The organism is Serratia sp. CY47444 (assembly GCF_052168635.1).
In the GTDB taxonomy this organism is placed as follows: domain Bacteria; phylum Pseudomonadota; class Gammaproteobacteria; order Enterobacterales; family Enterobacteriaceae; genus Serratia; species Serratia bockelmannii.
On record NZ_JBJNMH010000030.1, the window covers coordinates 17043 to 30984 of the forward strand.

Sequence of the window (13942 nt, forward strand, 5' to 3'; positions counted from 1 at the left end):
CTTATTTCATCTCCAACCGTTTAACTTGCCAGACGGTTTTCGCGTTCACATCCAGGTTATTCAGCTCAGCGTAGCCATCGCGCGGATAAATAATGGCGAATGGCCCCAGCTCCCCCACGTCGATCGGCTTACCGCCGCGCAGATAGGCGACAATCACGCGGTATTTAATCATCTCGTCAATCGGCATCGAGTAGGAGTAATCGTCCCAGGCGAAAGCGCGCACCGACTGGCCTTTCAGATGATAGGCTTTCACCAGCTCGGCAAACTCAACGCCGGTAAACGTATCTTCCGGGGTGAAATTGGTCGAGGTTTTAATCGTGTGCGGCGGCATCGCCTCCAGCATCTGCCGGGTGATTTTGATCTTCTCGCCGTCGAGCGGTTTCAGATAAAAATAGTCAACGGCCGCATACAGCGGCGCGCTAAACAGCGAAAGCAGCAGTAACGTCATCAATCCTTTGATTTTCATCATTCACCCTCTTTGCGTTTCACCAATTCGGCCTGGCCAAATTCATCCTGCCCGACCACGACCCAGCCGTGACGTTGATAAAAGCCTTCGGCCTTGGAGCCGAGATCGGTGGTTAAGTGGATCGCTTCGGCGCCGTGCTCAAACATCCAGTGAGTGACCCGTGCCAGTAAGGCAGAGCCGATCCCCTTAGACTGGTATTCCGGCTTCACGAACAGGCCGCCGATCAGCGGTTCAGGGATGAATAACCCGAAGCCAACGCCGGCATAGTCGTCGCCATACTTGCAGATCCAACCGCCGCCCTGGTTGATGTCCTCCAGCGCCTGTTTGCGCTGCAGATACTGGACCTGATGCGGATGCAGCAGGTTTTCTTCAACGGAAAAGCGGATCTCATACAGGTATGGCAGGTGTTGCGCCGTCAATTTTTCGAAGGTAATGAGGCTGTCCATGTTTCGCACTGTCCTTAATTGTCAGATAAAAAGCGCCGGTCAATTTCTGCTGGAACCATAGTAGCAAAGTTTGTCTTAACCCGGCACGAGGCGAAAAAAAACCGCCCCCGAAGGGGCGGTTTATCTGGCGATGGGCCCGGCGTACCGGGCCCGCGGCGCGGATGACGATTACTCGTCGTCGCTGCCGCCCAGGCCTGCGTTGAGCAGCTCGGCCAGGTTAGCCGTCGCTTCTTCCGCGCTGACTTGCGGAACAACCGGCGCTTCACCCTGAGCACGGCGACGCATACGATCCTGATGATAAGCGTAACCGGTACCGGCTGGGATCAGACGGCCCACGATAACGTTCTCTTTCAGGCCACGCAGTTCATCACGCTTGCCGGCTACGGCAGCTTCGGTCAGAACGCGCGTCGTTTCCTGGAACGATGCAGCGGAGATGAAGGACTCGGTCGCCAAGGAAGCCTTAGTGATACCCAGCAGATCGCGCGAGAAGGTTGCCGCGATTTTACCTTCAGCTTCCAGCTGACGGTTGGCAATCTTGACGCGAGACACTTCAGCCTGCTCGCCTTCCAGGAACTCGGAGCCACCAGCGCTAACGATGGTGCCTTTACGCAGCATCTGACGAACGATAACTTCGATGTGCTTATCGTTAATCTTAACGCCTTGCAGACGGTAAACTTCCTGCACTTCGTTGGTGATGTAGCGGGTAACCGCATGCACGCCACGCAGACGCAGAATGTCGTGCGGAGACTCTGGGCCGTCGGAAACGACGTCACCACGTTCCACCACTTCGCCTTCGAACACGTTGAGCTGACGCCATTTCGGGATCATCTCTTCGTAAGCGTCGCTGCCGTCCAGCGGAGAGATCACCAGGCGACGTTTGCCTTTGGTCTCTTTACCGAACGAGATAATCCCGCTGATTTCAGCCAGGATTGCCGGCTCTTTCGGACGACGTGCTTCGAACAGGTCGGCAACGCGCGGCAGACCACCGGTAATATCCTTGGTACCGCCGGATTCCTGAGGAATACGCGCCAGGGTATCACCCGCACCGATCTGAATGCCGTCTTCCAGCTGAACGATCGCTTTGCCCGGCAGGAAGTATTGAGCAGGCATATCAGTACCTGGGATCAATACGTCTTCGCCCTGAGCGTCAACGATTTTCAGTGCCGGACGCAGGTCTTTACCGCTACCGGTACGCTCTGCGCTGTCCAGTACGACCAGAGAAGACAAACCGGTCAGTTCGTCGGTCTGGCGAGTAATGGTCTGGCCGTCAACCATATCCGCGAAGCGAATGAAGCCGCTGACTTCACTGATGACCGGCATGGTGTGCGGATCCCAGTTAGCCACGGTTTCGCCGCCGTTAACTTCTTCACCGTCGCCTTTGCCCATCACGGCACCGTAAGGCACCTTGTAGCTTTCTTTGGTACGGCCGAATTCGTCGATCAGTTTCAGTTCGGTGTTACGCGAGGTGATCACCAGCTTGCCCGCAGCGTTCATAACGAACTTCACGTTGCTCAGCTTGAGGCTACCCTTGTTTTTCACCTGGATGCTGGATTCAGCAGCCGCACGAGATGCCGCACCACCGATGTGGAACGTACGCATCGTCAGCTGTGTACCCGGCTCACCGATGGACTGTGCCGCGATAACGCCGATGGCTTCACCTTTGTTGATGATGTGGCCACGTGCCAGGTCGCGACCGTAGCAGTTTGCACACACACCAAAGTCGGTTTCACAGCTCACCACGGAACGGACTTTAACGCTGTCGACAGAATTCTCTTCCAACAGGTCACACGCCTTCTCGTTCAGCAGGGTGTTGCGTGGCACCAGAATGTCCGCCGTACCCGGCTTGAGGACGTCTTCTGCCGTCACACGGCCCAGAACGCGTTCACGCAGCGGCTCTTTCACGTCGCCACCTTCGATAACCGGAGTCATCAGGATGCCGTCGTGGGTGCCACAGTCGTCTTCGGTCACAACCAGATCCTGCGCCACGTCAACCAGACGACGGGTCAGATAACCGGAGTTCGCGGTTTTCAGTGCGGTATCCGCCAGACCTTTACGAGCACCGTGGGTGGAGATGAAGTACTGGAGTACGTTCAGACCTTCACGGAAGTTCGCGGTGATTGGCGTTTCGATGATGGAGCCGTCCGGCTTCGCCATCAGGCCACGCATACCGGCCAGCTGACGAATCTGAGCGGCGGAACCACGCGCACCGGAGTCGGCCATCATAAAGATGCTGTTGAAGGAAACTTGCTGTTCCACTTCGCCGTCACGGTTAACCACGTCTTCTACCGACAGGTTTTCCATCATCGCTTTCGCAACGCGTTCGTTCGCTGCAGCCCAGATATCGATCACTTTGTTGTAGCGTTCGCCGGCGGTAACCAGACCAGACTGGAACTGCTCCTGGATCTCGGCAACTTCGGTTTCCGCTTCTTCGATGATCTCCGCTTTCTTGGCCGGGATAACCATGTCGTCGATACCTACGGAAGCGCCTGAACGGGCTGCGTAAGCAAAACCGGTGTACATGATCTGGTCAGCAAAGATAACGGTCGGCTTCAGGCCCAGGATGCGGTAACAGGTGTTCAGCATCTTGGAGATCGCTTTCTTGCCCAAAGGCTGGTTAACGATCGAGTACGGCAGACCTTTCGGTACGATCATCCACAGGATGGCGCGGCCGATGGTGGTGTCGATGATGCTGGTCTGAGAAGTCCATTCGCCTTCGGCGTTTTTGACGTCTTCGGTGATACGCACTTTAACGCGCGCATGCAGAGACGCCAGGCCGGCGCGGTAAACACGCTCAGCTTCTTTGGAACCGTTCAGCACCATGCCTTCGCCCTTGGCGTTAACACAGTCGCGGGTCATGTAGTACAGACCCAGTACAACGTCCTGAGAAGGAACGATGATTGGCTCGCCGTTCGCTGGGGACAGGATGTTGTTGGTAGACATCATCAGCGCACGCGCTTCCAGCTGGGCTTCCAGCGTCAGCGGTACGTGAACAGCCATCTGGTCACCATCGAAGTCGGCGTTATAGGCCGCACAAACCAGTGGGTGCAGCTGGATCGCTTTACCTTCGATCAGAACCGGTTCAAACGCCTGGATACCCAAACGGTGCAGGGTTGGTGCACGGTTCAGCAGTACCGGGTGTTCGCGGATCACTTCGTCCAGGATATCCCAAACGACGGCTTCTTCACGCTCAACCATTTTCTTGGCGGCTTTGATGGTGGTGGCCAGGCCACGCAGCTCCAACTTGCCGTAGATGAACGGTTTGAACAGCTCCAGCGCCATCTTTTTAGGCAGACCGCACTGATGCAGACGCAGGTATGGACCTACGGTGATTACGGAACGGCCGGAGTAGTCAACGCGTTTACCGAGCAGGTTCTGACGGAAACGACCCTGCTTACCTTTGATCATGTCGGCCAAAGATTTCAGAGGACGTTTGTTGGAACCGGTGATGGCACGACCGCGACGGCCGTTATCCAGCAGGGCGTCTACCGCTTCTTGCAGCATACGCTTTTCGTTGCGCACGATGATGTCAGGCGCAGCCAGATCCAGCAGGCGTTTCAGACGGTTGTTACGGTTGATCACGCGGCGATACAGATCGTTCAGATCCGAGGTCGCGAAACGGCCGCCATCCAGCGGAACCAGCGGGCGCAGATCCGGCGGCAGTACCGGCAGCACGGTCAGGATCATCCACTCCGGCTTGTTACCGGACTGTACGAACGCTTCCAGCAGCTTGATACGCTTGGTCAACTTCTTGCGCTTGGTTTCGGAGTTGGTTTCGTTCAGCTCTTCACGCAGCTGCTCGCACTCGGCTTCCAGATCCATGTTTTTCAACAGGGCCTGAATAGCTTCCGCACCCATCTTGGCGTCGAATTCGTCACCGAACTCTTCCAGCGCGTCCAGATACTGCTCTTCGGTCAGGATCTGACGACGCTCGAGGTTGGTCATACCGCCTTCGACCACCACATAGGATTCGAAGTACAGTACGCGTTCGATGTCACGCAGCGGCATATCCAGCAGCAAACCGATGCGGGATGGCAGCGATTTCAGGAACCAGATGTGCGCGGTCGGCGAAGCCAGCTCGATGTGGCCCATGCGCTCACGACGCACTTTGGTCTGGGTCACTTCAACGCCGCACTTCTCACAGATCACGCCGCGGTGTTTCAAGCGCTTGTACTTACCGCACAGGCACTCGTAATCTTTTACCGGCCCGAAGATACGGGCGCAGAAAAGGCCGTCACGTTCTGGTTTGAACGTACGGTAGTTAATGGTTTCCGGCTTCTTAACTTCACCGAACGACCACGAACGGATCATGTCTGGCGAGGCCAGAGCAATCTTGATCGCATCAAACTCTTCGGTCTTAGTTTGCGCTTTCAGAAACTTCAATAAGTCTTTCACGGATTGGCTCCTGTCGGAGTTAAACCTGTTGGGTACCCACAACCGCAGTAGGTACCCGTGTGACCTGAACAACCACCCTCAGGCTCCCTTAGGCGGGGAGCCTGAGCCGGAATGACGATTACTCGTCTTCCAGTTCGATGTTGATGCCGAGCGAGCGGATTTCTTTCAACAGTACGTTGAAGGATTCCGGCATGCCTGGCTCCATCCGGTGGTCGCCATCCACGATGTTTTTGTACATCTTGGTACGGCCGTTAACGTCATCCGACTTAACGGTGAGCATTTCCTGCAGGGTATAAGCCGCGCCGTATGCTTCCAGTGCCCACACTTCCATCTCACCGAAGCGTTGACCACCGAACTGCGCTTTACCGCCCAGAGGTTGCTGAGTAACCAAGCTGTAAGAACCGGTTGAACGGGCGTGCATTTTATCGTCAACCAAGTGGTTCAGTTTCAGCATGTACATATAGCCAACAGTAACCTGGCGCTCGAATTGCTCACCGGTACGGCCATCGAACAGCGTGATCTGACCGGAGGTCGGGATACCACCCATTTCCAGCAGCTTCTTGATTTCAGTCTCTTTCGCACCGTCAAACACCGGCGTTGCGATCGGCATACCTTTTTTCAGGTTCTCTGCCAGACGCAGCACTTCGTCGTCGCTGAAGGTGTTCAGGTCAACTTTCTGGCAAACGTCGTCGCCCAGATCGTAGGCCTTCTGGATGAACTCACGCAGCTTGGCCACTTCCTGCTGCTGCTTCAGCATCTGGTTGATTTTCTCACCGATGCCTTTCGCAGCCATACCCAGGTGGGTTTCCAGGATCTGACCGATGTTCATACGTGATGGTACGCCCAGCGGGTTCAGTACGATGTCTACCGGCGTGCCGTTTTCATCGTAAGGCATATCTTCGATCGGGTTGATCTTGGAGATAACACCCTTGTTACCGTGGCGGCCCGCCATCTTGTCACCCGGTTGGATCTGACGTTTAACGGCCAGATAAACCTTGACGATTTTCAGCACGCCCGGCGCCAGATCGTCGCCCTGAGTGATCTTACGACGCTTGGCTTCCAGCTTCTTCTCGAAGTCGGATTTCAGTTCGTCGTACTGCTCGGCCAGCTGTTCCAGCTGGTTTTGCTTCTCTTCGTCGGTCAGGCCCAGTTCCAGCCAGCGATCGCGCGGCAGCTTGCTCAGCTTGTCGGCTTCGATGCCACCGGCAACCAGCACCGCGTGGATACGTGCAAACAGGCCGGCTTCCAGGATCTGCAGTTCTTCCGTCAGGTCTTTCTTCGCCTGCTTCAGCTGCATCTCTTCGATTTCCAACGCGCGCTTGTCTTTTTCCACGCCATCACGGGTGAAGACCTGCACGTCGATAACCGTACCGGAAACGCCGTTCGGCACACGCAGAGAAGAGTCTTTAACGTCAGACGCTTTCTCACCGAAGATCGCACGCAGCAGTTTCTCTTCCGGCGTCAGCTGGGTTTCGCCTTTAGGCGTTACCTTACCGACCAGGATGTCGCCGCCGGTCACTTCAGCACCGATATATACGATACCGGATTCATCCAGCTTGGAGAGAGCAGCTTCACCCACGTTAGGGATGTCGGCGGTGATCTCTTCAGGCCCCAGCTTGGTGTCGCGAGATACGCACGCCAGTTCCTGGATGTGGATGGTGGTGAAGCGATCTTCCTGCACCACGCGCTCGGAGACCAAAATGGAGTCTTCGAAGTTGTAGCCGTTCCAAGGCATGAACGCTACGCGCATGTTCTGGCCCAGTGCCAGTTCGCCCAGGTCTGTCGATGGGCCATCCGCCAGCACGTCACCGCGCTCGATTGGCTCACCCAGACTCACACACGGCATCTGGTTGATGCAGGTGTTCTGGTTAGAACGGGTGTACTTGGTCAGGTTGTAAATATCGATACCTGCTTCGCCCGGGTACATCTCGTCTTCGTTAACTTTGATAACGATACGGGAAGCATCCACGTACTGGATCACACCGCCGCGTTTGGCAACGGCGGTTACGCCGGAGTCAACCGCTACAGCACGTTCCATACCGGTACCGACCAGCGGCTTGTCAGCGCGCAGGGTTGGTACGGCCTGACGTTGCATGTTCGCACCCATCAATGCACGGTTGGCGTCATCGTGTTCCAGGAATGGAATCAGTGAGGCACCAACGGAAACAACCTGCTGGGTGGATACGTCCATGTAGTCAACCTGATCGCGGCTGAACAGGCTTGATTCGCCTTTGCTGCGGCAGGTGACCAGGTCTTCTACGAAGCGGCCTTCTTCATCCAGGTTGGAGTTCGCCTGGGCGATAACGAAGTTGCCTTCTTCAATAGCAGACAGGTAGTTGATTTCATCGGTCACCACGCCGTCACGCACGCGGCGGTACGGGGTTTCCAGGAAGCCATACTCGTTAGTCTGTGCGTACACGGACAGGGAGTTGATCAGACCGATGTTTGGACCTTCCGGCGTTTCGATTGGGCACACGCGGCCGTAGTGGGTCGGGTGTACGTCTCGAACTTCAAAGCCGGCGCGCTCACGGGTCAGACCGCCCGGGCCCAGTGCGGAGATACGACGCTTGTGCGTGATCTCGGACAGCGGGTTGTTCTGGTCCATGAACTGGGACAGCTGGCTGGAACCGAAGAACTCTTTCACCGCCGCCGAAATCGGCTTGGCGTTGATCATGTCCTGAGGCATCAGGGTATCCAGATCGCCCAGAGACAGACGCTCTTTCACCGCACGCTCAACACGCACCAGACCTACGCGGAACTGGTTCTCGGCCATTTCGCCGACGGAGCGGATACGACGGTTGCCCAAGTGGTCGATGTCGTCCACTTCGCCCTTGCCGTTACGGATATCGATGAGCTTCTTCATCACTTCGATGATGTCGTCTTTGCTCAGGATGCCCGAACCTTCGATCTCGTCGCGCAGCAGAGAACGGTTGAACTTCATGCGACCCACCGCGGACAGATCGTAGCGGTCTTCGGAGAAGAACAGGTTCTCGAACAGGCTTTCGGCAGCTTCGCGCGTTGGCGGCTCACCAGGGCGCATCATGCGGTAGATTTCTACCAGCGAGCTCAGACGATCGTTGGTCGGATCGACACGCAGCGTTTCAGAGATGTACGCGCCGTGATCCAGATCGTTGGTGAACAGCGTTTCGATGCGCTTGTGGCCAGACTGGCTCAGTTTGGCCAGCAGATCCAGCGACAGCTCCATGTTGGCTGCGCAGATCAGTTCGCCGGTATTGGTATCGATATAGTCTTTCGCGACCACTTTGCCCGCGATGTACTCTACCGGTACTTCAATGCTCTGAATGTCGTCTTTTTCCAGCTGACGGATATGACGGGCGGTGATACGACGGCCTTTCTCTACGTAGATCTTGCCGTTGGCTTCGATATCGAACGAAGCGGTCTCACCACGCAGGCGCTCTGGCACCAGCTCCATCTGCAGCTTGTTGTCGCGGATTTCGAAGACGATCTTGTCAAAGAACAGGTCGAGGATCTGTTCAGTGGTGTAGTTCAGCGCGCGCAGAATGATGGTCGCAGGCAGTTTGCGGCGACGGTCAATACGCACGAACAGGTTGTCTTTCGGATCGAACTCGAAGTCCAACCATGAACCGCGGTAAGGGATGATGCGTGCGTTGTACAGCACTTTACCCGAAGAGTGGGTTTTACCCTTATCGCTGTCGAAGAATACGCCAGGACTACGGTGCAACTGAGATACGATAACCCTCTCAGTACCGTTGATCACAAAGGTGCCGTTTTCGGTCATGAGCGGAATTTCGCCCATGTAGACTTCTTGTTCCTTGATGTCTTTGACCGTACCTTCAGGCGCTTCGCGCTCATAGATAACCAGGCGCAGTTTTACGCGCAGCGGTGCAGAGAACGTCACACCACGGATCTGGCACTCTTTGACGTCGAAGACCGGCTCACCAAGACGGTAGCTAACGTATTGCAGCTCCGAATTGCCACTGTAGCTCTGGATAGGGAAAACAGAACGGAATGCGGCTTCAAGGCCGTACTGCCCTTCTGGATCTTGCTCGATAAACTTCTGGAACGAGTCAAGCTGGATAGAAAGGAGATATGGTATGTCCAGCACTTGTGGACGTTTACCAAAATCCTTACGAATACGTTTTTTCTCGGTATAGGAGTAAACCATAGGGTTCCTCAGCTCGCTGATCAGTGACCCAATCTGTCCGTCCGATTAGGGACAGTTCATGCAACACCGTTTTGTCGACCGGAAAGCGGGAACACTTTCCGCAATGTCTCTTGCTATCACGCTTAAACCATTTCATCGCGTCTTCCCCCAGAACTCCTGGTAGTGCAAAGACCGCGGTATATTAAGTCGTCAACAGAAACAAACATTGGGAGGCGAAACCAGCAGCCAAACAGTGTGAAACGCTACTGGCGCCCTACAGCGCAAAAAGGCTGGTGACTAAAAAGTCACCAGCCATCAGCCTAAAAGACTAGGCTGCAACCGGAAAGGTTGGCTTATTTAACTTCAACTTCTGCGCCAGCTTCTTCCAGAGATTTTTTCAGAGCTTCTGCGTCATCTTTGCTCACGCCTTCTTTCAGAGCGGCTGGAGCAGATTCAACCAGGTCTTTAGCTTCTTTCAGACCCAGGCCGGTAGCGCCACGTACTGCTTTGATAACAGCAACTTTGTTAGCGCCTGCAGCTTTCAGGATAACGTCGAATTCAGTTTTCTCTTCAGCAGCTTCAGCTGGGCCAGCAGCTACAGCTACAGCAGCAGCAGCAGAAACGCCGAATTTTTCTTCCATAGCGGAAACCAGTTCAACAACGTCCATTACGGACATAGCGGCAACTGCTTCCAGGATTTGGTCTTTAGTGATAGACATAACAATTGTTCCTAAAATTCAGAAATAGTTTAAATACGTTAGCAAAGGCTAAGAAAGAGTGGCTTACGCCGCTTCTTTCTGATCGCGTACTGCAGCCAGAGTGCGAACCAGTTTGCCGGCAGCGGCTTCTTTCATGGTTGCCATCAGGCGTGCGATCGCTTCTTCGTAAGTTGGCAGCGTCGCCAGGCGGTCGATTTGCGCCGCTGGGATCAGCTCACCTTCAAAGGCCGCAGCTTTAACCTCGAATTTTGCATTCGCTTTCGCGAACTCTTTGAACAGACGAGCAGCAGCGCCCGGGTGTTCGTGAGAGAATGCAATCAAGGTTGGACCGACAAACGTGTCTTTCAGGCATTCGAATGGAGTGCCTTCAACTACGCGACGCATCAGGGTGTTGCGAACAACACGCATGTAAACGCCAGCTTCACGACCTGCTTTACGCAGTTCAGTCATTTTATCTACGGTAACGCCGCGGGAATCCGCAACAACCGCAGACAGCGCGCCTTTGGCTACTTCGCTGACTTCAGCAACAATCGCTTGTTTGTCTTGAAGATTTAATGCCATTAGCTTTTTGCTCCTGGATTAGCCGGGGAAAATCCCCCGGAACTCACTTCACTCGGCGCTTTGTAAAACGCCACGCCGAGCGGCTTAACACGGTGAGCAGAATCCAGCAAAGACATTCTTTTATAAAAAAGAAAAATTTTCTTAGGCTCTGTCACCGTCTACGCAGGAAGGATTAAGTATCTTGCGATACACCTGCGGTCTTGGACGGAGGCCTGGATAGGCCAGGCTCCAACCGAAAAATCTTTGTTTTGCCTACGGCATAGCCAGTAGCAAAACCTTGGGGCATAAGATTCTAGACAAATCTCGGCCCCAAGTCAAAGCGATAATCGCAAGTGCGATTAGTTCGCTGCAGCAGACAGACCGCTCTGATCGATAGCAACGCCAGCACCCATGGTGGTGGAGAGGCTAACTTTCTTGATGTACATGCCTTTCGCCTGAGAAGGTTTTGCTTTTTTCAGCGCAACCAGCAGGGCTTCCAGGTTTTCTTTCAGCTTGTCTGCGTCGAAATCAACCTTACCGATAGTGGTATGGATGATGCCGTTTTTGTCGTTACGGTAGCGAACCTGACCAGCTTTAGCGTTTTTCACTGCTTCAGCAACGTTCGGAGTAACGGTACCCACTTTCGGGTTTGGCATCAGGCCGCGTGGACCCAGGATCTGGCCCAGTTGACCTACAACGCGCATTGCATCCGGGGAAGCAATAACAACGTCGAAGTTCATTTCGCCTTTCTTGATCTGGTCAGCCAGATCGTCCATACCTACCAGCTCTGCGCCGGCAGCTTTCGCTGCTTCAGCGTTAGCGCCTTGGGCAAATACGGCAACGCGAACGGAACGACCGGTGCCGTGTGGCAGAACGGTAGCGCCACGAACGTTTTGGTCAGATTTACGAGCGTCGATGCCGAGGTTAACGGCAACGTCAACGCTTTCTACGAATTTAGCGGTGGCCAGCTCTTTCAGCAGAGCAACAGCTTCGGTGATGTCATACTGTTTAGTAGCATCAACTTTGTCACGGATCACGCGCATGCGCTTGGTCAGCTTAGCCATCTCTTAATCCTCCACTACCAGGCCCATGGAACGAGCGGTACCTTCGATGGAGCGAGTCATCGCTTCAACGTCAGAACCAGTCATGTCCGCAGCTTTGGTTTCTGCGATTTCACGTACCTGAGCACGAGTCACTTTACCTACTTTGTCTTTGTTCGGCTTACCGGAACCAGACTTGATACCAGCCGCTTTTTTCAGCAGAACTGCTGCTGGCGGGGTTTTGGTAACGAAAGTGAAGGAGCGATCAGAATAAACGGTGATAACAACCGGAATCGGCAGACCTTTTTCAACGCTGTCAGTCTTAGCGTTGAATGCCTTACAGAATTCCATGATGTTAACGCCCTGCTGACCCAGAGCTGGACCCACTGGTGGGCTCGGGTTCGCCATACCAGCTGCAACTTGCAGCTTGACGTAGGCTTGTACTTTCTTAGCCATTTAAATTTCCTCGGTTTGGGTAGTATCGCCTCGTGAGAGGCTCCCCGTGTTTAACCTCGCCAGACAGGCATCAGGCAAGGCATCTAAAAACAAAAGGCGCGAAATTGTAGTTCAATTTCGCGCCTTTGACAAGCGGCAACGGACCGCTTATTGCTGATTATTCGATCAGCCTTTTTCAACCTGGCTGAAGTCCAGTTCCACCGGCGTTGCACGGCCGAAGATGGAAACGGAAACTTTCAGGCGGCTCTTTTCGTAATCGACTTCTTCGACCACGCCGTTGAAATCGGCAAACGGGCCATCGTTGACGCGCACCAGCTCGCCCGGCTCGAACAGCGTCTTCGGACGCGGTTTGTCACCAACCTGCTGCAGGCGGTTCATGATCGCATCAACTTCTTTATCGCTGATAGGCGCAGGACGGTCAGACGTGCCGCCGATGAACCCCATGACACGCGGTACGCTGCGCACCAGGTGCCAGCTGGCGTCATTCATCACCATCTGCACCAGCACGTAGCCAGGGAAGAATTTACGCTCGCTCTTGCGACGCTGGCCACCACGGATTTCAACCACTTCTTCCGTAGGCACCATCACCTCGCCGAACAGCTCTTCCATATCGTGCAGTTTGATGTGTTCACGCAGCGATTGCGCTACGCGACCTTCAAAACCGGAAAACGCCTGAACGACGTACCAACGTTTTTTTGGAGCTTCAGACATTTTAGAACCTCAGGCCAGTAATAAACGACACCAGACGGACCAGAATACCATCCAGTCCCCACAGAATCAGTGACATCACGGCGGTTACCGCGGCAACGATCAACGTGGTGTGTAGCGTTTCCTGACGAGTTGGCCAAATCACTTTACGTACTTCGGTACGCGCTTCGCGGGCAAACGCAACGGTGGCTTTGCCTTTGGTGGTCATCAGAGCCACTGCACCTGCAACGGCGATGATCAGCACAACTGCCAGCGCGCGCAATGGCAGGCTTAAATCACGGTAGTAATAGTTACCGACAATAGCCACAACCAACAGAACGGCGACGATCAGCCACTTTGCCGCTTCCAGGCCGCGTCCGCTCCCTTGAGCCTCGGTATTCGCACTCATAAACCAACCTGTCACAATGATGATTCAGAACAAACAACTTTGCCTCGCATTGCGAGGCAAACCAAACCGATCGGATACCGCAATAGCAATATCCCGGTGTTTTACGCCATGACGTATTCAGTCAATACGGTTTAAGAGCCCATCTCACCAATGATTATGACTGCAAAATCGCTGATGAGATAGGTTCTAGTTCACAGCGTAGAAAAAGGGCATCAAATGATGCCCTTTTACCGCGTGTCGCGTCAAACTTTATCAGCGATTAAGCGATAACTTTAGCAACAACGCCTGCGCCAACGGTACGGCCGCCTTCACGGATTGCGAAACGCAGACCGTCGTCCATCGCGATTGGGTGAATCAGGGTTACAACCATGTTCACGTTGTCGCCTGGCATTACCATCTCTACGCCTTCTGGCAGTTCGATGGTACCGGTCACGTCAGTGGTACGGAAGTAGAACTGTGGACGGTAGCCTTTGAAGAATGGCGTGTGACGACCACCTTCATCTTTGCTCAGGATGTACACTTCAGATTCGAACTGGGTGTGTGGCTTGATGGAGCCTGGTTTAGCCAGTACCTGACCACGTTCGATTTCTTCACGTTTGATACCACGCAGCAGAACACCTACGTTCTCACCAGCACGGCCTTCGTCCAGCAGTTTGCGGAA

General features: G+C 54.4%; 10 protein-coding genes and 1 pseudogene. All 11 read right to left on the minus strand.

The features are described from left to right. Position 1 precedes the first annotated feature (1 nt). Entirely contained in the window at positions 2 to 466 is a 465-nt protein-coding gene (locus ACJ8IL_RS23820) for an oxidoreductase (protein ID WP_043143693.1), read from the minus strand. After that, positions 466 to 912, minus strand: coding sequence for a GNAT family N-acetyltransferase (locus ACJ8IL_RS23825; RefSeq protein WP_025304940.1), 447 nt, complete (start codon positions 910 to 912; stop codon positions 466 to 468). Before ACJ8IL_RS23825 ends, ACJ8IL_RS23820 begins: the two co-directional genes overlap by 1 nt. Positions 913 to 1080: 168 nt before the next feature. Beyond that, on the minus strand, positions 1081 to 5304 hold the full coding sequence (gene rpoC / locus ACJ8IL_RS23830; RefSeq protein ID WP_025304939.1) for a DNA-directed RNA polymerase subunit beta': 4224 nt from the start codon (positions 5302 to 5304) through the stop codon (positions 1081 to 1083). 118 nt (positions 5305 to 5422) lie between these two features. Continuing rightward, positions 5423 to 9451, minus strand: a complete 4029-nt coding sequence (gene rpoB, locus ACJ8IL_RS23835) for a DNA-directed RNA polymerase subunit beta (RefSeq protein WP_025304938.1) — start codon at positions 9449 to 9451, stop codon at positions 5423 to 5425. Between the two features lie 332 nt (positions 9452 to 9783). Next, complete coding sequence (gene rplL, locus ACJ8IL_RS23840) at positions 9784 to 10149, minus strand: 50S ribosomal protein L7/L12 (protein WP_004929903.1); 366 nt, start codon at positions 10147 to 10149, stop codon at positions 9784 to 9786. Positions 10150 to 10212: 63 nt separating this feature from the next. Then, the gene (rplJ, locus tag ACJ8IL_RS23845; RefSeq protein ID WP_004929905.1) at positions 10213 to 10710 is read right to left on the minus strand and encodes a 50S ribosomal protein L10; all 498 of its coding nucleotides are present in this window, start codon (positions 10708 to 10710) and stop codon (positions 10213 to 10215) included. 338 nt (positions 10711 to 11048) lie between these two features. Further along, the gene (rplA, locus tag ACJ8IL_RS23850; RefSeq protein ID WP_019456443.1) at positions 11049 to 11753 is read right to left on the minus strand and encodes a 50S ribosomal protein L1; all 705 of its coding nucleotides are present in this window, start codon (positions 11751 to 11753) and stop codon (positions 11049 to 11051) included. A gap of 3 nt (positions 11754 to 11756) precedes the next feature. Next, positions 11757 to 12185 carry a 50S ribosomal protein L11 gene (gene rplK, locus ACJ8IL_RS23855; protein ID WP_015376316.1) on the minus strand — a complete coding sequence of 143 codons (429 nt, stop codon included), beginning with the start codon at positions 12183 to 12185 and terminating at the stop codon, positions 11757 to 11759. A 165-nt stretch (positions 12186 to 12350) separates the two neighbouring features. Then, entirely contained in the window at positions 12351 to 12896 is a 546-nt protein-coding gene (nusG, locus tag ACJ8IL_RS23860; protein WP_004929914.1) for a transcription termination/antitermination protein NusG, read from the minus strand. A 1-nt stretch (position 12897) separates the two neighbouring features. Further along, the gene (secE, locus tag ACJ8IL_RS23865; RefSeq protein ID WP_004929916.1) at positions 12898 to 13281 is read right to left on the minus strand and encodes a preprotein translocase subunit SecE; all 384 of its coding nucleotides are present in this window, start codon (positions 13279 to 13281) and stop codon (positions 12898 to 12900) included. A 259-nt stretch (positions 13282 to 13540) separates the two neighbouring features. Beyond that, positions 13541 to 13942 (minus strand): annotated as a pseudogene (gene tuf, locus ACJ8IL_RS23870) (elongation factor Tu); the annotation flags it as partial.